This window comes from Candidatus Gracilibacteria bacterium (assembly GCA_010119145.1).
Classification (GTDB): domain Bacteria; phylum Patescibacteriota; class Gracilibacteria; order BD1-5; family UBA6164; genus JAACSU01.
This window is the reverse complement of the sequence record JAACSU010000007.1, coordinates 681,631-702,517: the sequence shown is the minus strand read 5'-3', so window position 1 is coordinate 702,517 and position 20,887 is coordinate 681,631. Positions and strand designations below refer to the sequence as shown.

Genomic DNA, 20,887 nt, shown 5'->3' with positions numbered 1-20,887 from the left:
TATGAAAAAAATAAATAATATACTTCGTTGAACTGTTTTAGTCTATACACTCGTGCTTGTAATATTAGGAGTTATCATGGCAACGGTTATTCTCAATGTTGCTGTACAGCTCTCTACAGAGTATGATTTACGAAATATAGATCTCTCACTGAACAGTATAATAAAATCTAAGTCAGATTTAACTTATAAGTACGCAAAGGATCTCAATGCAAATGGAAGCTGATTTGTTGATATTGTAGGGTGTCCTACAAACTATACTATGAGTGGAGCAACTCTCAGACAAACAAATTTAAGCAGTCAACTTACATATACTTGATGAATAATTTCATGTGAATGATCATTTAATGGAAATCCTGTTAGTTTTTATTTTAATTCCGGATATTCAGATCTACAATTTGCACAGTATCTTTGATCACAGCTTATAACAAACTCTTGAAGTACGAGTTGAAATTTTCCAGATGCAGAAAATACATTTATTGACCTGAGTCTATCGTTCCCACTTGTTCCAGACGGTATAGATGACAATTTTAACAGTGATAACTATACTATAAGCTCAACGTGATCTCAAATGTATCCAAATTGATATGTAGATGATGACGCTGGTGCCAGACTCTTATCCTATTGATATGTACTTGATAATTCGTGACTCTACAATATATTTTGGTCAAATACTAAAATGAAACAATATATTGAAAATAATTCGAACAATACTGATACTATCTATAAGAAAATACAATGACTATCAAATTGATATCTCAAACTTGATATTAACAAGACTTTTAAAGCAGTTTTATACATCATAAATAAATCGAGTTATGATGAAACAAATGAATTAATAATTCAAAATACATTAGTTTGAACAGGCGAGCTTGCTACTATCTGATACTTACAAAATGACATGAGTATAGCCTCTGGGACCTGATCTGCCTTTCAATTTGATTTTACTAGTTTTGATTACGCATTATTTATAGAAAATACCTCAGGATCTGGGGCTCTCTTGTACAAGGTACAACTCGAGGATGCACTCACAGGATCATGAGTATATATGAATCCATTAGATGATTCTCAAACAGGAATACTCTGATATTTAGGATCTCATATACTCATAGATGCAGAGGGGAGACTTATTTGAGAACAGCTTGAGAACTTCACTTTAAAATAATTTTCAAATTATAGATTTTTCTTTATAATTCTTCCGAAATCTCTTTTTGAGAGCTAATTCTTTATTGTTAAAAATTTATGGACCCCTCGATATACTTTATATTTATTTTATTGTTTGTGTTGTCTGGATTTTTTTCTTGAACTGAGATTGCACTAATGAGTCTTCCAAGTCATAAAATCGAAAGTATTGTGAAACAAAAGCTGTTTGGGGCAAAATCCTTAGCTATAATTAAATCAAATACTGATAGACTCCTTATTACCATTTTGGTGGGAAATAATCTTGTAAATGTTTATACAGCTGCTCTTGCAACTCAAATTTCACTCACATTTGCTCAAAATTCTTGAATGGAGGAGGCAGTAGCAGTCGCGATTGCTACCTGAGCCATCACTTTTCTACTCCTTATGTTTTGAGAAATAATCCCTAAGAGTTTTGCGAGTAAAAATGCTGAATCAATATCACTTCTCGTATCTCCAGTATATAGATTTCTCATGATTCTTTTGTTTCCAATTATTTGGATTATAGAAAAAATTATCAAGTTATTTACAGGAACAGCTAAACCAATTAGTATATCTGATGAGGAAATAGAGACATTTTTAGATATGTGAAGATCTTCATGAACGCTTGAGGATGATGATCATACGAGACTCAAAAATACGCTTGAGTTTTCAGATACACTTATAGAGGAGATTATGATTCCAAGAGTGAAACTTGAAGCACTTTCAGATGAAAAAACCGTATCAGAAGCTCTTGAATTTTATATGAAACATACGCATAGTAGAATCCCAGTTTTTCATGAAACAATTGATGATATAGTTGGTATTATCACAATTCGTGATCTACTCAGAGAAAAGTCACAAGGGCACGAATCTCGTAAACTCTCAGAACTTCATTTTAAAAAGCTTATCAAGGCTCCGCTCAGTCAACCTATAGATGTATTACTTGAGATATTCAAAGAGAGTAGGCAACATATGTCTATTGTTATTGATGAGTATGGTTGAGTAGCCGGAATAGTAACTCTGGAGGATATTATTGAGGAAGTTTTTGGTGAAATTCATGATGAGACAGACTATGAGACTGATGAAATAATTGAAAATGGAAACAATAGTTACACTATAGACTCATCAATTTCTATGGATGATATACTTGAGGAGTTTGAACTTGAATTTTCAGATATCGGTTTTGATGAAAAAGAGTTTGGTTCTGAGACGGTAAGTTATATTTTGACTCATGAACTTGAAAGATTTCCAGAAAAAAATGAAACTATATGTTTCAATGTCCTAGATGATAAAGAAGAAGCAAGTTGAAATACGCTTTGTTTTACTATTTTAGAAGTAGAGGATGCTATGATAGGAAAAATAGAAGTTACACTGAATCTTGTAAAATCTGATCTCGAATGATAATTCGCTTATCCTCATTGTGAAATTTTAGCATCGTATCAGTTATTATAACTCAATAAGGTTTTCACAATTGTGAGAATCTTTTTTTTGTCCGTGGGAGAAATATACTTTTGAAAATCTTTTCAATAAAATTTCAAACTCGAACTCACTTTAGTTCACTTTGTAGATGAGTTATTCTAGAATTATCACTCTTTTCGGGAGTAATAATATTTTGATAGGAGTTAGCTTTTTGAAATTTTTCAAATGTTTCATTCTTATTTATGATTGGAACAAGCGTTTGTATCCAATAAGCTAAATATACATCATTTTCAAGAGCAATTTCACTGATATCTAAGTTCTGCTCAGATATAAAAAATGAAAGACAAAATTTTCAAGCATGATTGTACTTATTTTTTCTTTGTCAGGTAAGTATCATACTTAGTGTCATCATTATTCTGGCAGTCCAGAGTCTGTTAGTTTTTGAAATAATAAAAAGATCTATATCAGAATCTTTATTTGTTGCGTTCATAGCAAGTGAATTGCAGACACATATACACTGTATTCAAGGCAATGAGTTAAATAATTTTAAAAATTTTTCTACCTTTTTCCATAAGCTCTTTTCATGTTCATTTTTTTCACTTTTTACTCATAAATGATTTTTAAGCTTTTGAATATGAGTGGTTGAGATATTTTGCATAAAAAAATTTGATTATTGAGAGACTTTGTCATAGTATATGAATAATACCTAATGTTTTAAATTTTTTTACTTTCTTCTTATGAGATTTCTTTGTGTGAATTGTAGTTACATATACGACGAGTCCCTTGGAGAGGAGTCTGATGGAATTGATGCTGGGACGGGCATTGATGAAATTAGCGAGGAAGTACATTGTCCCTCATGTGACTGAAGTTTCGAAGATTTTTCACCTATAGAAGATGAAGTTTTGTATGCTGAAAATCCTAAATATTTAAATCAAATAGAAAAAGAGCATATCCCATCAATTGTATACCAAGATTCGGAAAGAGTGGAGGTGCAAATCTGAGAAGAGATGCATCCTGTTTGAGATGATAATAGAATCACATCTATCTATCTAGTTGATGAAGAAGGTCATATTGTTGAGGAGATATTTATAATGGAGGAAGAAGATCCAGTGGCTGAGTTTGATATATCATGATTGGACTCATATGAAATACGAGCAAGTTGTTCTCGTCACTGACTTTGGTCAACTGGACTCTTAGAGGTAGAATAACACATAAAAAAATTCACTATTTTAAAAAAATATGCTATACTACAAGCATATTTTTTCTTTATATATGCAAAAAAAATACTTAGAAATACTTGTAGATAGGCAAAATGAAAAAGGACCAGATATTTTCCACGAAATTCTGGTTATTTTACATAAGGCGTATTCAGGAAAAAATAATTGAGATTCTTTCACTTTTGAAGTTACAAAACTCTGAAATAGAATTAGGTTTTTTATAATATGTTCTGAGAAATACTCTTGATTTCTTAAGAATCAAATATACGCTCATTTTAATAATGTTGAGATATATGAAATATCTGACTACCTTGAAGCCATCCCGAATGATAAAATCTCTGTTTGAAAAATTGGAGTTTCTAAACATTATTTGTATAGCCTCAAGACCTTTGAGGACCCAAGTGTCAGTGTTTGAAAATTAGGAGTGATAGATCCATTTAGTTCTCTTACTTGAGCGCTTTCTAAGACTTGAAAGTATACTCTCAATACATTTCAAGTTAATTTTAGACCTGTTAATTCCAAAAATTGGAAAAAAGATGCCAAGAAAAAAATACAAATTCTTAGCTCAGATTCTCCTCAATTTATAAAAGACCTTCTTTTACATCCAGGTTTTCCATATTTAAAATTAATTTTTTCTCCATTTATATTATTGGCAAAATTTTTAAGACTCATTTTGTGAATTTGAGCTTCTCAGGAAGCTGATAACACACAAGTACTTGAAAGAGAATCTCAGGATCTACGATCTGATTTACAGGATAATCCAGATTCAATTGATCCAAAGTTTTTACCAAAACTCAGAAGTGAATGATTTGAAATAGATGTAAATCTTATATGTGCCTGAGAGGATCAATTTGAAGTAGAAGCCTCTATTAAAGAGATAGCTTCGACGCTTTCGGTGTATTCAAATTTTGGACAAAATAGTTTTAAACTTGATTACATTTCTCATGAAGTTATTGATATTGAATCTGCAAAACAAAGAAAAATAACGAGATGAAATATTGTTTCTAGTGCTGAGCTATCATGACTTGTACATTTACCAACCAGTTATGTTACAACTCCATATATAAACTGGGTTTCCAGTAGAGCCTTTGAGCCACCATCAAATCTCCCGATTATTGATCCTGATTTAGACGATGATATTCATCCTCAATCAATTCTTACTCCTGTTTGAAAAACTAATTTTAGGGGTACAGATATGAGTTTTGGTATTAGTCCAGATGATAGACGTCGTCATATGTATATCATAGGGAAGACGTGAATGTGAAAATCTGTCTTGCTTGAAAACATGATTATGGATGATATTCATAAAGGTCGTTGAGTGGCTGTTATAGACCCACACGGAGATTTGGCTGAATGAATTATAGGGCTTATACCAAAGAGTAGAACGAACCAAACGATTATTTTTGATCCATCTGATACAGATTGGCCAATAGCATTTAATATGCTTGAAAATATCTCTGATGATCAACGTTCTTTTGTAGCTTCATGACTTGTTTGAATATTTAAGCGTATTTTTGGTGAGTCGTGGGGACCTAGACTTGAGCATACGCTCAGAAATACAATTTTAGCACTTATGGAATATCCAAACACGACTCTTATTTCTATTCCACTGATGTTAACCAGTGAAGTATTTCGGGCTAAGGTAGTGAAGAAAATAACTGATCCAGTTGTGAAAAAGTTTTGGACTCATGAGTACGGAAAACTGACTCCTCAACAACGAAATGAAACTGCAGGACCAATACTCAATAAAGTTGGACAATTTCTCTCTAGTACAATTCTAAGAAATGTTCTTGGGCAACCAAAGAATTCATTTTCACTGCGATGGGCTATGGATCATAAAAAAATTATTATAGTTAATCTCTCAAAGTGAAAGATTTGAGAAGATGCTTCAAGTTTGCTATGAGCGATGATTGTCACAAAATTTCAGTTAGATGCCATGAGTCGGGCTGATATACCTGAGAGTAAAAGAATAGATTTTTATCTCTATGTAGATGAGTTTCAAAACTTTGCAACTGATAGTTTTTCTACTATCTTATCCGAAGCTCGAAAATATAAGTTGAACCTTGTAATGGCAAATCAGTATATTGATCAAATGACTGAAACGGTTCGAGGAGCTGTGTTTGGGAATGTCTGAAGCCTGATTTCATTTCAAGTGTGATACAACGACTCAAAAATGCTTGCAGAAGCATTTGCTTGAAATATTGAAGCAGATGACCTGATGAATCAAAAAAAATATACAATTTATATCAAAGAACTCATAGATGGAATGCCATCTCCAATATTCTCTGCCGTGACCTTTCCTCCACACCCTAAAGATGAAGAAGAATTTCAAGAGAGATATCAAAAAATACTTCAAGTTTCAAGAGAAAGGTACTGTAAAAAGCGATCTGTAGTAGAGTGAAAAATAAATCAATCAATGGCAGATATAGAAAAATCTGAAGAAGAATGGGAACAACGAAAAGAAGAATACAAAGAAAAAAAAGAACAAGAAAAACGTGATAAACAAAGGGCTAGAAATACCGAAAAACAATAATGAATACTTGCAACAAGCTTGCAATTCTCAGCTTCTTATATATTCTCAATGAGAAATAATTAAAAATATAGTATGAAAATAGACAATCTCACTCTTAGTTTTAAAAATAAAATAGTTCTTAGGAATATAAATCTCAGCATAAAACCTTGAGAATTTGTATTTTTCATTGGATACTCAGGTTCAGGTAAAACCACACTTATTCGCTCTATAATATGAGATTTTAAACCTGAAAGATGAGATATCGTACTGGATAATGGTTGATTCTTATACAGAAATCTCACTGAAAAATTATTACTCGATTATAGAAGAAGTATTGGAGTAATATTTCAAGATTATAAGCTTATGGAGTCAAAATCAGTGTATGAAAACGTTGCTTTTGCAATGGAAGTATGTGGGTATAAGGATCATCAAATACAAAAAAAAGTCCCTCAAACTTTGGAGCAGGTATGACTTCTTACTAAAAAAGATACATCAGTACAAGAACTTTCAGGGTGAGAAAAACAAAGAGTTTCAATTGCCAGAGCACTGGTGCATGATCCAGCTATCATTATTGGAGATGAACCAACTGGGAATCTAGACCCTGTTACTGCAGCTGAGATTATGAAAATATTTTTAGATCTTAATAAAGATGGTAAAACAGTTATCCTCGCGACTCATGATAAAAATATAGTGAACTCTATGCACAAAAGAGTCATAGTATTTAAAGATAAATCTATAGTTGCTGACCATATAGGTTGAGAATATAATTTAGAGTTTTAAAAAAAAGAGCAATTAGCTCTTATTTTTACATTTTTGAAGGAATTATTATTTTATCAAAAATTCATACGAGGCTATTTGCTCTAGGCCGTATTAAATCAATCTCTTTCATAATTTCACTAAGTTGATGGTATTCTTCTCAATAATACAATCCGTCTGGTTGTAAATGAGAATGAATTCATTGTAACATATTACTCCTAAATCAGTCATTTTGTTGTTCCCTGTAATAATCTTCATCAAAGACTAAATTTGTGTATACTACATCAAATAATTTTTCATCAGGTTCTCTACTTTTCATTTGAATAGCATTTATATCGACAATACTACTAAGTTCTGGATATTTACGCATGTGACGAGGATTCATATCTAATCATCTCACATCATGAAATCAAGCACTTAAAAAAGCATTTAATAATTCTCAATTTCAGCTTCCAACTTCTAAAATTCTTAATGATCTATCATTGAACTTTCATACTAACGAATCAAGCCCATATCTTTCTAATCTTACTCATATTCATTGAACAATCTTGGGAGCATAATTTTCCTTTGTGCAGTTTTCCCAATAATAATCACTAAATTCATCATTTCTATTCATTTTTCAACTTTTAATTAAAGTAATTTAATAATTCCAACATATTCTTTAATTCCTTAAAATACCTTGAACTTTTCAGTAACTCATTCTCATTTGAGAGTAGCCGTTTACTATGGCTGTTTCTATTTCTTTACCTCTGAGTCATCTCTCACTTCTATCTATGTAGCCAAATGTTTTTCAGGTATGATAAATAAATAGTCAGTATGTTCTAATGAGATCTTGAAGCTGATATGTAGTGATGTTTCATTGAGCATATTGAGATATGATTTCATTTCTCAGTACAGCGTCCACATGCCTGAATCTGTTAAATGTAAATTGAACATTTGGGTTCTTAAAAGTTCTTGGGTTGAGTGTTGGGAGGTTTTGAAATTTATAAATTTCTGTCCCAGTTTCAAGTTGTAACAGTTGGCTCATATATCCCTCTTGTGCGTGACTCACAAATATGCTTGAAAAGAAACATAATAGACATATAATAGTGAGGTGAATAGTTTTATTCATACAAAAAAAGAATTAAAAAATATAAATAATTTATATTATAAAATTAATAAAAGTCAAATAAATATGGCACAAAACTACTACGATATCCTATGAGTTTCTAAAACTGCAAGTGCTGATGAAATCAAAAAAGCTTACAGGAAACAGGCAATGAAATATCATCCAGACAAAAATAAAGATGATACCTGAGCTGAAAAAAAGTTTAAAGACGTCAACGAAGCGTATCAAACACTTTCAGATTCAAGTAAAAGGAAGCAATATGATACTTTTTGAAGTTCAAAATGAAATCCCTTTTGAGGTGCTTCATGAAATCCTTTTGGTTGAGCAAGTTCTTGAAGTTATAGCTCTGGGTGAGCATCTGGATTTGAGGATATTTTTTCACAATTTTGAGGCGCATGAAATAGTCGATCTCGAGGTCAAAATGTGGAATTTGATTTTTGAGATTTATTTTGAGGTGGGATGTGAAGAGGATCTTCTGGAAGTAGACAAACCCAAGAGGAAGCAAAGAAACCTGAGACACTTGATTTTGAAAAGGTATATCAAATCCCAGTTTTTGATATGATTTTAGGGTGTAAAATAGAAGTAACTGGAGTTTATGGCCAAAAAGCTAAGCTCACTATACCTGCTTGAACGAAACCTGGGACAAAGTTTAGAGTTAAAGAGTTTTGAAAATCTGAGGGAAATAAAAAATGAAATCTCATTGTCAAAGCTGAGGCTCTTATGCCAAAAAATATTTCTGAAGTTGATAAACATATGTTAGAAAGAATCAGAGAAAATATTGGATACTAAAAAATTAGAGCAATTGCTCTAATTTTTTTTGTGTTTCTTCAGGTATTTTCCCCAGTCTAAGAATATCAGAATATGAATGAGTATGTATGAATTTTAAAATTTTCTGAACTAATGGGTCAGAATTTTTATCTGGAAGATTTCATACAATTCAAACTATTTTAAGGGAGGTAATGATGAGTTGTTGAACATTTATTTTGTCTCAGTACGCAATCATTACAGTCAGTAGATTAAATATTTCATAATGTGGACTTCAATAGGGGAGTTCTTTGTAAATGAGTGCTAATATTTTTAAAAATTTTTCTAATTCACTATAAGTCCTTTCTACACTTTGAAATGACGAAATGATACTAATTTGAGAGAGAGTTGCTAGGCTCTTTGAGTGAGAAGTGAGAACCTCACAGCTTATATGTTGTCATATATCTATAGATTTTTCCTTGTTTTTCTTTTTTCTGCTTACTCGAAGTACTCCATAATCTTTGAAAAATACTGTATATTGTATCTCTTTTTCCGTTGCTTTAAAAACCTGAAATACGACTCACTCAGTCTTGAATATACCCATAAATCAAAAAAAAATTGAATTTGTTAAAATTTAGTTATAATTTTAGTGAATTTTAGATTTTAGCAAATATATCTCATGTCCGATAATCAAATCACAGAACAACAAGTAGATAGTATTATTCATGAGCTTCTATGACTTCACTCTGATAATGTAGATATAAATACTTGAGATTTTCAAGATTTACTCAAACATTCTCTCTCACTTAATACTATGGAAAAGAAGAGGGTAGTTGACGCAGTCCCAACTCTTTCTCAATTTCAATTTGATGAGCTTACAAAAGTTTTCACTGAAGAAAGAGATAAATTTAGAGATCTTGCAAAGGATCATCCTGAAGATATTAAAAAATTGCTCACAAAGCAACAAAACGAATGGATTCACCTTGGAGATCTTTATAAATCAGAACTTGAAAATAAAGAAAAGGAATCTGAAGACAAAGTAAAACAAGACGAAATAAAAAAATCCCTTTGACTATAATAATGAACTACAATTTCTGCATACACATTAACAAAGCTACGAGAGTTGATATCTATCTATCAGCTCTTTTTTGAGAACTTTCACGTTCATATATACAAAAACTCATTGATACAGGATGTGTGAGAGTAAATGGTGAAACGGTAAAAAAGAATCTTAAGCTTCAGCCAAGAGATGCTATTACAATTCAAGAAATAATAACGAGTTATGAGATTCTTGCTGAAAATATTCCTCTTGATATCATATTTGAAGATGAAAATCTATGTATAATCAATAAGCAAGCCGGTATAAATGTCCATCCAACTCCCGGAATAGAAGGCAAGTCAGGGACCCTTGTAAATGCATTATTATACCACTGTAAAGAAAAACTCCCAGTTATTTCAGGAGAACAAAGACCTTGAATTGTTCATAGATTAGATAAAGATACGAGTTGAGCTCTCATAACTGTAAAAAATGATATGATGATGCATTATATTTCTGATATCATTAAAAATAGAGACATAAAGAAATATTATATCGCTATAGTTGCTGGAGTGCTTACACAAACAGATTTCACTATTACCTCTGATATAGGACGAGATCCCTACAACAAGATTAGGATGACAATTCAAAATCCTCTCAATCCAAAACATGCAATTACGCATTGAAAGGTTATTTGATACGTTGATGAAGAATATAGTATTATCAAAATAGATCTTGAAACTGGGCGAACACACCAAATCAGAGTTCATTTAGCGAGTATTGGGTACCCAATTTTAGGGGATAGTGTGTACTGAAATCCAAAGGTAAACAAAAGAATAGCAACAAAGCACCAGATTCATAGACAAGCACTACATGCGTATAGACTTGATTTTGAACTGTACTCAAAAGCTGTTTCATTTATTGCTCCACTAAAGCATGATATGCAAAGTATGATCTGAGAATTAGACCTTGAAAATATTTAAAAAAAACAATCTTTTAAAAGATTGTTTTTTTGATGCTTTTTCCTACAATATTATGTATTATATTTTAGAAAATGAGATATGTTTAAGCTCTTTGGTCTCTGAGATGAAGATAATCACGAAAAAAAAATACACGTACGTTCAGAAGATGATTTTGATGGTAGCGATGAGCATAGTGAGTCATGAGAGGCAAGTGAGTCAGAATTAGGACAGATATCACTTGATGTGCTTGAAAATCATCAGAGTATATATATATTGGCTCCTGTAGCAGGTGTAGAACTCTCAGATATAGATATTTCAGTTCATGAGACTACACTGACTATTTCTTGAGTGAGAAACAAACCGAAAGAGTTTTATGAAAACTCTATGGAAATAAAAAACGAAGAATGTTTCTGGGGGAACTTTACTAGAAAAATAATACTTTGAGAAAATATGGATTTTTCTCAGATTCAAGCAGTTATGGAAAATAACCTTTTAGTCATCCATATTCCAAAAATACGTTTTGATAGCAAAAATATCAAAATTAATAGAATACAATCTTAATATACTCCAATGATTTTCAGAAAAAGCAGAAAAACCGTTTCAAAAAATGTTTGAAAAGTTGATAAATTTATTACCGGAATAGTGATAACAGGTGCCGCTGCATCTATTTTTTGACTCAGTAGGACAGAAAAATGAAAACAAGTCAGTCAAAAAGTCAGTACATCGAGTAAAAATATCTTTCAAAAAGGAGTTACTACTTTTTGAAAATTTACAGTTGGAGTTTTAAATATATTTTCAAAGAAAAAATAAATGAATAGAAAATATTTCTATATTCCGATTTCCTGTCTCATTTCAATGAGTATATATTCTTGAAATGCTTTTGCAGCTGAGCTAGAGTGTGAATATGCTTCTGCCTTCCAAACTTGTAAAATCGCACAACAAAATGGAAGTTCTAGGAGTATAAAAAATCCAATATGTACTTCAAAACCTTCAAATGAAGCTATCTTAGATCAAATAATTTTGGATAGTACGTTTCGAGAAATAGATGATGAAATTAATCAATACCTCGGTCAACTTGCAAGTCAAAAGGATGCATATTTCGGTCCTAATAAACAAGATGATGTTTCTCGAGCTATAGATGATGTCACAAAAAATCTTTCTGTAGAGGGAGTATATTATAAGAAGTACAAGACACTTTGTAATGGTGGAATACTTGCTGAAAGAATTAAATGTAGTTGATCTATTCCTAATCTTGCTGCAGCTCCTCTTCTAGACCAAGATTTTGATGCATCATCTTGTATGAGCCTTGTTAATTTTAAGATGGATGTTTATAAAAAAGTAGCTATGAGTACCTTGATTGAAAATAAAGTACAAGTTCAAGCTGATAGTCATAAGAAATATACGCAAGAACAACGAACAAAGTATGATGGTTTACTGAGTATGATGCAAACAATTGTAGGTCATATTGGGAGACTTGCAAGAGGAGTAACTCATTGGACTCCAGATCCATTATAAAACAGTACAAAAAAACTCTCACTATTGTGAGAGTTTTTTGTATATTACTTTTTAGTTTTTGAAACTCTTGTCTTTGGAGTTGGATTTTTTACAGGACTTTTTTTAACGCTTTGAACTTTTTTATTTTCAACTTGAACTTGAGATTGTTGCTCAAATTTTCGATGTTCTTTTTTATTTTGAATTGTTTTACAGTATGGACACGTTTCCCATGTTGATTTAATTTCCTCTTTACAGTTCCAACATTTTCTTTTTCTTCCAGCTGCAAGCCACCATCTTATTCATAGGAGAGTGAATACTCAGGCAAAACCAAATAATAAGAGTCACAGTATTACATAAGGATTATTAGTGATTTGTTGTTCAATATACTGAACCTCAAACTCTTGAGCAGATTCAAAAACTATTTCTTCTCCATTTTCATCATAATATATTATTTCTATATCGGCATCTATAATTTTGTTTTGTCTTTTTTCAGATACTCGTTCCCAAAACATTAAAAATCATGCATCATCTTTATTTTTTTGGGTATAGTATTCACTTGGAGTCCAATAGTTGATAATTTGATTTCAACTATCATCATATGATTTATATGGAAATCATTTCCATTCTGATTCAAAAAGCCTTTTAGTTTTAGGAAGAACATTTCATCCTTGATCGTTAAATGGAATATAGTCTACAATTTTTTCTCCAATTACTGCTCATTGTTCGTTGGTTATTGATTCTTTTCCAATTCATTTAATCACATTTCCATCTTCATCTTTAAGAACTATTTTTCAATTTGGTTTTATATGTGTGTTTCAATTATTTTTAATAGGGACTCAAAATGATACATTAAAGTCACCAGTAAATAAATCAGGATTATTGAAAATGTTTGACCTAGGATTATTTCAGCTTTGATTTACCGAGAAACACAAGTTATCAAATCTACTACTCGTAAAGTCTCACAGGGGGCAATGATCTGGGATTTGATATATTTTTACTCCACCAACATTTCAAAGATACCAAGAGTTATCATCAGGTTTTGTTGATATATTATCCAAATCTTTCAGACTTGATGCTGATCAACTTCATGTATATGTAGATCATCCAACATTAATTATAGGATTTCATATTTCAGCATCGACGATAACTTCTCAAGCAACATTTACTAAAATTATTATTCCATAATCTACGTTTATTCAGATATTACCTCAAGTACTTGTTTCTGAACCTGCATTATTAAATATGACAGCTCAGTAATGTCATCCTGGAGTGGCTGTTTCAGGAACAGTAATATTAAAATTAATAGTTCATTCTTCTCATGGAGCTAGACTCACGCTGTTATTTTGTAATGTAATCCAAGTAGAGAGCTCTTGATCTGGAAAAACGAGTTCTGACTTACGCACGAGACTGGGAACTCACGCAGTTCCGTTTGATTGAAAATCGGAAGTAGTTATAGGAAGAGTGACTGTTTTATCAGAATTATTCTGAATACTTGCAGGAAAATTTTTAGATTCCCCTGGTTGCATTTCAAGCTCATACTTGATTGGAGTGAGGGTATAATTTATAGCAGCATATGAATACTCAACAACTGATACAAAAAATATAAAAAACATACAAACGACTGAAATTACTATTTTCATACATAAAATCTAGAAATAATATATCAGAATATTAACTATAAAGTCTAAAAATCAAAAAAAGTCTCGCATTGTAGCGAGACTTTTGATGCTTTTGCAGTGTATAAGAGTTTTGCTTTGGTATTAGAAGTTTCAAACAACAGTAAATGTTACTCTATCTTCATAATCACCAGCAGGAGTTTCTTGTTCTGCAATAGCAGATACAACGAATTCTACATCATCTTCTAGATTAGTAGCTTCTCCTTTATTAGTAGTATACACTACATTTTCAGCAGTATTATTGTTTACCTCAACTTCTGTAAGTCCAGTAGCTGCAAATGCTGTAGAGCTAGAGTCATCAGTAGCATTAGGTGTTGATTTGTATGTATAACTTTCAGCAAGACCATCAGTTGTAAGGTCATTGATTTGTGTACCATTTTCAGCAGTATTTGTAAGACCTCCAGATTGAGATCTGGCTGTGATAGATACTCCAGATCGTGCATTTGTTCCTATTTCTAGAAATAATGACCCACTTGAAGTTACTCCAGCAGCGAGAATACCTAGATCAATTTCTTCTGCAGAAATTGTCATATTAAGAGTAGGATTTACTCTTGCCTTAATTTTAATATTAGAAACAGATCCAGTTGCGAAACCTGGGAATGCTTCATCCTATATAATAGGAGACGCAGATCCTCCAGAACCAGTAATAGATCCAGTACCAATTTGTACTGCTGCAGATACTGCAGAGAAGTTAGTTGCACTTACTGCAACAAGCGCTAAGATTGCGAGAATCTTTTTTGTTTTTGTTTGTATCATAACGTAGGTGTTATAAAGAATAAAAGTGTTTGCTAGCAAAAGCAACTACATTGTAACATACATTTTATAATAAAGTCAAAAAAACACCGATTTTCATCAGTGTTTAATATATATATGATAATAAGATTACTAATAATCAAGTTGAATCTTGAAATCTAGTTTTCATAAGTAATCTCAAGCTGCTTGTTGTTCATCTATATCTGCTCAAATTTGAATATTATATGTGTAGGTATTAAGATTCCCATTAGTATTAATATTTTTAGATTGAGTTTTTATTAACTCATTGCTTGCAATAGCTTTGATGGTTCACGAGAGGGGAGTCACATCATATCAGTATCCTTTGCTTCCGTTCCAGTTTTGAATTATATTTGTGTTTCCGTCTGTAAGTTCTCCATTTCTATTTAAAAATAATTTAAATGGTGCTCAAACCGTTCTTACTGTCAGTGTAGTACCAGTAGAAAATTTCTGGATATTTGCATTTAGATTCCCTATATCTATTTGTTCATTTCAAATAATAAAGATTGGTTCATCAACATAAAATACTGAATTAAATATTGCACTATTATTTCACGCATTGTCGCTCACTCTAAACACAAACATATATTTTCCAAATCAGAGACTATTGGTTGCGTAATTGGCCGTAGTTGTATTTTTGGCACCATTAGTTATTCCTGTTCCAGATATATCTGCTCACCAGTCTGTTCCATTCCATTTATAGAGTTCACGAATAGTTGAGTTTATATCTATTCCACTATCATTATCACTGTAATTTATGATAAGAGTGTGATTTCAACCTGGAAGGAGTGAACCACTTGCAAAATTGAAGTTTGTAATAGTAGGTGGAGTTGTATCTGCAACATTGTTAGAATACTGAATGTTATCAATGTATACTTTATCAGCTCATGCTGCTCAACTTACATTTTTAATATAACACCATTTATACATATGAGTTCAAGCAGTCATCTCAGGAGAATTATAACGTGACCAAGGAGTTTCACCACTCCATGCCTGTTGCTCAACATTATCAACATAGTATCTCAGGAAATCTGCATCTACTTCTGAGGAAGTATTATAATCAAAACTTACCGTTCATGTGCCAGTATCAGTATGTTCGATTTCAAAACAAGCCTGTGTAGCATCGATTCATACAATATCACTTTCAAAAGAGAATAAGCCTTCATTTACATTTCCATTATTTCTAATCCAACTTCATGAAGTTACACTATATTTATAACTTTGTTCAGCTTGTTCAAAATTTATAATACTTGTTATTCATTCTCAAACATCGTTTATAGTTATAGTAAATGTTTTTTGATACACTCATGCATTTCAATCGTTGGTTTGAATTCTAATCGAGTAGGTATTTTTTATTTCAAAGTCAGGGGAGTGTATGATTCTTAGTACATTAGTGTTAGTTGTAAAATACTGATTATCGGTGTCTCATAAACCTGGAACGAGAGAATAGGTATGAGTATTAGCTGCATCTGCGTCTGTCGTTGTAAGTGTTCAAATAGTAGAATTTGCAGCAATATTTTCATTTACTGTATTGTTCGAAAGGGTAATATTGGTTGGTATATTATTTGCTCATTTTTGAGTTGCTATGGTGAATATTTGCCCATTAGACATATTGATAGCATTTGTTTTCCACAGGTTTCCAGAGGTATTAGTCATAACGCTCGGTGTCTCATCTGTAAGTGACCCATTATTATTTGAATCGTACACAAAATTATACACAGTACCTGCATTAAGATTTGGAATATCAAAGTTAGGATTTGCAACATCAAATTCAAGAGTCACAGTTCCAACATCTCATACTTCCTGTGCTTTCCAAACTCGAGTGAGAGTATCAAATCCAGATGGAGATCATGTCGAACTCCAGTAGTTTCAAAGATTATTGTTAGATATAGTGAAAAATTCTTTATCAGTCATATCAACAAAGCTTGGTGCAGTATTGGATCATTCTCCCACGGCTTCTAGGGTAATTACTGAGTCTTTATTTACTGATTTAGATTTCACGTTGGTGAGAGCTTGGAGATTATCTCGCCCGATACCAAAGACATTACTATTAAATGATCCAGCAGTTGCTGTGCTCCACATAAGTGTAGTTCCATCAGATGCTATATAATTTTGATTTCAATTATTAAGAGTTACACCATATTTGAGAGACAGATATGATTCTATTTTAGCTTTATCAGTATTACTTAACCTCTCATTATAATTTATTATTTCAACGACGTCACCATCATAATAAAATGGAAAAGCAGGTTCAAGCGAAGCTCAGAGACTATAGTTTGTGTTGGTAGCAAATATTTTATTACCTGTAGAAAAATTATTGATTTGTACTCATTTTTCAAAGACTTCAGATATGTCTCATGCAGCATTTTCATTTACTGTTACGAGCATTGGTTTTTTTGCTTCATATGAAAAGTTTCATGTTTGCGATGAACGATAGTTTTGTGAAGATCACAAGGCGTGTGTTACAACTTCATCTGGTATTGCGAGAGTAAACGATCCAAGAACAAGTCACCCAAATGCGAGATTACAGACTCAAGTATTAACTGTTGCGTCAGTACACTCCGTACTAAATGGGACTCATCAACTTAAGGTCCCATCTACTTGATTTGTAGGGACTACTACTGCAAAATAGTTTTTTGAACTAATTCAACCATTTGAATTTCTCATGTATTGATCTACTCCATTAAATTTAACAACTGGATAAAAATTAAGGTTATCAGTGGTGTTATTTCTATATAACGGGGCAACTACAGAGTTTGCATTTTTCCCATTTCCCGATTGATCATTCCAAGTCGCAAGATTTGTGTTATTGGTTGTTGTACTGGTACCAGCATTTGATTTAAGCCATAAATTAAGTCACGTTGATACTCAACCAGGTTTTGGAACGATGACTTGATTAACAGTAATTACAAAGTTTTTATCAAAGGTTCAGCCAAGTCCATCATTTGTTCGTACACATATGTTATAAGTAGATTTCGTTGCAAAATTAAAAACTGCATTGGAATTAAGGTTGTTTCCAGCAATGGAAAAGCTTGCACTATCGGCTCACGGTACAGTACAAGCAAAGCTATAAGTATGTGTATTTCCTACATCTGGATCAACAGTACTTAACAGACCTACAGTAGTTCCTGCAGGTTGTCATTCGTTGATTGTATTATTAGAGAGGAGTATATTTGTTGGAGGGTTATTAGGAGCAGGTGTATAATCTATAGTGACTCGTACTCTATACACGTTTACCATATGTTGAGCTCAAGCTGTAGAAATATAATTGAGTAACACTCAAAAATTAGCTGATCTGAGTTCTGTTGCGGTCCAAGTAGTACCCCATAAATCTGCAGCACCTCCGTATGTTCTGAATGCTTTTGCAGTTTGCGTCACTCATACGGCGCGGTTCAAACCTACAGCAACGGTCCCATTTTTTGTTAATTGAACTTGATTTGTAATAGTAGCATTATCTGTGTTAAACTCTACTTCAGCTCTTATTCAGTTTATAGTTGCTGTAGCTGGTAAGCCAGCAGCTGCGAGATTAAAATTTGTAAGGGCAAGAGTATCAGTAGTCTTAGCGTTTCAATTGAAAGCACTCATGGCTGATGTTAGTGTTTGATTTCATTGAGCATTTGTTGGAGTCAAGAAAGGATTTCATTGAAGTGCTAAGTTCGTTGCAGTTCCAACATAGGAGAGAGTAGTAGATGCAGCATTTGCGTTTTCAATAGAAAAATAGTGTGATAAAAACATACTTGAGTTTCCAGCAAAAAACAAATGAAGAAATAGGAGGATGTATGCTGTAAATTTTTTCACGAGAGTCTTTATCTACTATATATAACTTAATTATTTTAGCATATTCACTCGGTAAAAAACGACAGTTGTAAGATAAATAAACAAATATTAGCTTTACAAAACTGCATAAATATCTAAAAATATTAACTTTTAGATTTTCTTATGTTTAGAGCTTATAAATCTTTCTTTCAAAAAATATGAAAACTTTTATACTACAGTAAATTAAGTCTTTTAAATTTCAAATAATGTCTCAAGAAATCCTGGATAAATACCATATCAGAGCCAAAAAATCACTTGGTCAAAATTTTTTAGTTGATACAAATCTATTAGACCAAATATCTCTCGCATGAAATATTGAAGGGGACGATATTATAGAAGTCTGACCAGGCTACTGAGCACTTACCGAAAAACTTATTGATAAAAGTCCTAAGTCACTCACTCTAATTGAGCTTGATAAAGATATGATTTCAGTTTTGGAGGAAAGAATATCATTTTCGGAGTTGGATTTTTGAGATACAAAATATGAGATAGTGAATCAAGATATTTTACAATATGAACCAAGTTTAGAAAACTACAAAGTTATTGCGAATATTCCATATTATATTACTTCACCAATACTGAGACATTTTTTATACGAAGTATCAATCAAGCCAAATATTATGTTAATCCTTATGCAAAAAGATGTTGGAGATAAGATACTTCGAAAAAACAAATGAAAGTCATCAGTTTTGAGTCTTATTGTAGAAAAAAAATGTAGAGTTAGTGAGAATATATTAGTTCCCAAAGAATCATTTATCCCTCAACCAAAAGTAGAATCAAGTGTACTACGTTTTGAAACTCATACTGATTATAGTGAAATTGATGATGATAATTTTTTGAGGATTATTAAAATTGGATTTTCAGAAGCTCGAAAAAAACTCATCAAGAACTTAGTAAAGTGAGGTATTGAGAAGGACAAAATTTTAGAGTTTTATAGTCAAAACAATTTTTCAGAAAATACGAGAGCAGAAGAACTTGATATTAGACAGTGGTGTGATCTTATAAAAACTATATAAATGGAATCCAAAATTAAAAAACATATTATTCAAATTCTTCCATATTTTCCACCTCATATTTGAGGACTTGAAAAAGTATGAGAGGATATTTTTTTAAAGTGGACATACTGACAAAGCTATATATATAGCTGAAATATGTGTCAAGAATTAAAAAATACAAAGAGTAAAAAACCTGTCTATAATGATTGATTTAAAACTATTATAGACAATGACAACAAGATATTTTTTCCAAGTTATGAGATTATAGACAACTTTCCGATACCTTTATTTTGGACAAAAGATTTTTGGAGCTCTCTGTGATATATAAATTCTATCATAAAAAAAATAAAAAATCAAAAAGATGAAGAAGTCATCATAATCACTCATACGAGATTTTTTGTCTCTAGCTTATTATGATGATACATAGCTCGAAGAAATAAGATTAAATGGGTGCATATAGAACATTGATCAGATTATGTATTACTCTCTTCTTCCCTTAAAAATAAAATAGCTTACATCTACGATAGACTTATTTGAAAATGGATTTTAAAAAATGCTGATACAGTCCTTGCAATAAGCGAAGCTTCTAAAAAATTTATACTTCAAGAGTTTTGAAGAAAAGATGTTACAGTTTGGTATAGAGGGACAGAGTTTCCAGAATATTTTTCAAAAAATATTTTGAAAAATATGTTTCCAAATAAAAAAATTATTTGATATGTTTGAAGACTTTATACCTGGAAAAATGTTTGATGATTATGTGAAGCATACTTATCTCTACCAGAAGAAATATTAAATAGTACTCAATTGGTTATTGTATGAACTTGAGAAGATTTTAAGTCATTAACTTATAACTATAAAGATTCATGAATTTACTTTAGTTGAGGAGTTGATTATAAGGATAGTTTAAGTTACCAATCGGAGTTTGATATTCATGTTCATCCTAGTTCTCCTGGATGATGATTAGCTACCACTCTTTTACAAGCTATGAAGCTTTGATGTTTAATTGTAGCAACACCCTATGAATGAGCAAAAGAAGTCATTAGAAGCTGAGAAAATGGTATATTGTTATCAAATGATTCTGTTGAAGAACTCAAAAGATGATTATTAGAAGCTTTAAGTGGTTTTAAATATAGAAATACATATGCTCAAAGAAATACAGAAATTCTTCAAGATCAATTTGATATGGATAAAAATATAAAAAAGTTATTTAAATTAATATAAAT

At 31.7% G+C, this 20,887-nt stretch carries 21 protein-coding genes; 13 read left to right on the top strand and 8 right to left on the bottom strand.

The window, feature by feature from the left end:
• The first annotated feature begins 1 nt into the window (after position 1).
• Complete coding sequence (locus tag GW846_03880; GenBank protein NDK09893.1) at positions 2–1,162, top strand: hypothetical protein; 1,161 nt, start codon at positions 2–4, stop codon at positions 1,160–1,162.
• A 77-nt stretch (positions 1,163–1,239) separates the two neighbouring features.
• On the top strand, positions 1,240–2,562 hold the full coding sequence (locus tag GW846_03875) for an HlyC/CorC family transporter (protein ID NDK09892.1): 1,323 nt from the start codon (positions 1,240–1,242) through the stop codon (positions 2,560–2,562).
• Here GW846_03875 and GW846_03870 read toward each other — a convergent pair.
• The gene (locus GW846_03870) at positions 2,525–3,235 is read right to left on the bottom strand and encodes a hypothetical protein (GenBank protein ID NDK09891.1); all 711 of its coding nucleotides are present in this window, start codon (positions 3,233–3,235) and stop codon (positions 2,525–2,527) included. The two genes, GW846_03875 and GW846_03870, sit on opposite strands and share 38 nt — an antisense overlap.
• 79 nt (positions 3,236–3,314) lie before the next feature.
• On the opposite strand from GW846_03870, the gene GW846_03865 reads away from it, so the two are divergent.
• From GW846_03865 to GW846_03855, 3 genes are all read left to right on the top strand, one after another.
• Entirely contained in the window at positions 3,315–3,785 is a 471-nt protein-coding gene (locus GW846_03865; protein ID NDK09890.1) for a hypothetical protein, read from the top strand.
• A 1,204-nt stretch (positions 3,786–4,989) separates the two neighbouring features.
• A complete protein-coding gene (locus GW846_03860) occupies positions 4,990–6,327 on the top strand; it encodes a type IV secretion system DNA-binding domain-containing protein (GenBank protein NDK09889.1) in 1,338 nt (445 codons plus the stop codon).
• 72 nt (positions 6,328–6,399) lie between these two features.
• Positions 6,400–7,086: an ATP-binding cassette domain-containing protein gene (locus GW846_03855; GenBank protein NDK09888.1), complete on the top strand. Its 687-nt coding sequence runs from the start codon at positions 6,400–6,402 to the stop codon at positions 7,084–7,086.
• A 25-nt stretch (positions 7,087–7,111) separates the two neighbouring features.
• On the opposite strand, the gene GW846_03850 is transcribed toward GW846_03855, so the two are convergent.
• Together GW846_03850 and GW846_03845 are read right to left on the bottom strand one after the other, a co-directional pair.
• The gene (locus tag GW846_03850) at positions 7,112–7,678 is read right to left on the bottom strand and encodes a class I SAM-dependent methyltransferase (protein ID NDK09887.1); all 567 of its coding nucleotides are present in this window, start codon (positions 7,676–7,678) and stop codon (positions 7,112–7,114) included.
• A gap of 45 nt (positions 7,679–7,723) precedes the next feature.
• Entirely contained in the window at positions 7,724–8,089 is a 366-nt protein-coding gene (locus tag GW846_03845) for a hypothetical protein (protein NDK09886.1), read from the bottom strand.
• 147 nt (positions 8,090–8,236) lie between these two features.
• Between GW846_03845 and GW846_03840 the strand changes: the two genes are divergently transcribed.
• Entirely contained in the window at positions 8,237–8,959 is a 723-nt protein-coding gene (locus GW846_03840; protein ID NDK09885.1) for a J domain-containing protein, read from the top strand.
• A 4-nt stretch (positions 8,960–8,963) separates the two neighbouring features.
• Here GW846_03840 and GW846_03835 read toward each other — a convergent pair whose 3' ends face one another.
• Complete coding sequence (locus tag GW846_03835) at positions 8,964–9,518, bottom strand: hypothetical protein (protein NDK09884.1); 555 nt, start codon at positions 9,516–9,518, stop codon at positions 8,964–8,966.
• Positions 9,519–9,593: 75 nt separating this feature from the next.
• Here GW846_03835 and GW846_03830 point away from each other — a divergent pair, with 75 nt between their 5' ends.
• From GW846_03830 to GW846_03810, 5 genes are all read left to right on the top strand, one after another.
• Positions 9,594–9,992, top strand: a complete 399-nt coding sequence (locus tag GW846_03830; protein ID NDK09883.1) for a hypothetical protein — start codon at positions 9,594–9,596, stop codon at positions 9,990–9,992.
• A gap of 2 nt (positions 9,993–9,994) precedes the next feature.
• Entirely contained in the window at positions 9,995–10,933 is a 939-nt protein-coding gene (locus GW846_03825) for an RluA family pseudouridine synthase (GenBank protein ID NDK09882.1), read from the top strand.
• A gap of 78 nt (positions 10,934–11,011) precedes the next feature.
• The gene (locus GW846_03820; protein ID NDK09881.1) at positions 11,012–11,473 is read left to right on the top strand and encodes an Hsp20/alpha crystallin family protein; all 462 of its coding nucleotides are present in this window, start codon (positions 11,012–11,014) and stop codon (positions 11,471–11,473) included.
• Between the two features lie 9 nt (positions 11,474–11,482).
• Positions 11,483–11,722, top strand: coding sequence for a hypothetical protein (locus tag GW846_03815; GenBank protein NDK09880.1), 240 nt, complete (start codon positions 11,483–11,485; stop codon positions 11,720–11,722).
• 45 nt (positions 11,723–11,767) lie between these two features.
• Positions 11,768–12,427, top strand: coding sequence for a hypothetical protein (locus tag GW846_03810; protein ID NDK09879.1), 660 nt, complete (start codon positions 11,768–11,770; stop codon positions 12,425–12,427).
• 44 nt (positions 12,428–12,471) lie between these two features.
• Here the strand turns inward: GW846_03810 and GW846_03805 are convergent, their stop codons facing one another.
• From GW846_03805 to GW846_03790, 4 genes are all read right to left on the bottom strand, one after another.
• On the bottom strand, positions 12,472–14,046 hold the full coding sequence (locus GW846_03805) for a DUF916 domain-containing protein (GenBank protein NDK09878.1): 1,575 nt from the start codon (positions 14,044–14,046) through the stop codon (positions 12,472–12,474).
• 120 nt (positions 14,047–14,166) lie between these two features.
• On the bottom strand, positions 14,167–14,613 hold the full coding sequence (locus tag GW846_03800; GenBank protein ID NDK09877.1) for a hypothetical protein: 447 nt from the start codon (positions 14,611–14,613) through the stop codon (positions 14,167–14,169).
• Between the two features lie 78 nt (positions 14,614–14,691).
• Positions 14,692–14,838: a hypothetical protein gene (locus GW846_03795; GenBank protein ID NDK09876.1), complete on the bottom strand. Its 147-nt coding sequence runs from the start codon at positions 14,836–14,838 to the stop codon at positions 14,692–14,694.
• Positions 14,839–14,967: 129 nt separating this feature from the next.
• Positions 14,968–18,588: a cadherin repeat domain-containing protein gene (locus tag GW846_03790; protein ID NDK09875.1), complete on the bottom strand. Its 3,621-nt coding sequence runs from the start codon at positions 18,586–18,588 to the stop codon at positions 14,968–14,970.
• 287 nt (positions 18,589–18,875) lie between these two features.
• On the opposite strand from GW846_03790, the gene rsmA reads away from it, so the two are divergent.
• Positions 18,876–19,685, top strand: coding sequence for a ribosomal RNA small subunit methyltransferase A (gene rsmA, locus GW846_03785; GenBank protein NDK09874.1), 810 nt, complete (start codon positions 18,876–18,878; stop codon positions 19,683–19,685).
• On the top strand, positions 19,686–20,885 hold the full coding sequence (locus GW846_03780; protein ID NDK09873.1) for a glycosyltransferase family 4 protein: 1,200 nt from the start codon (positions 19,686–19,688) through the stop codon (positions 20,883–20,885).
• Positions 20,886–20,887 lie beyond the last annotated feature (2 nt).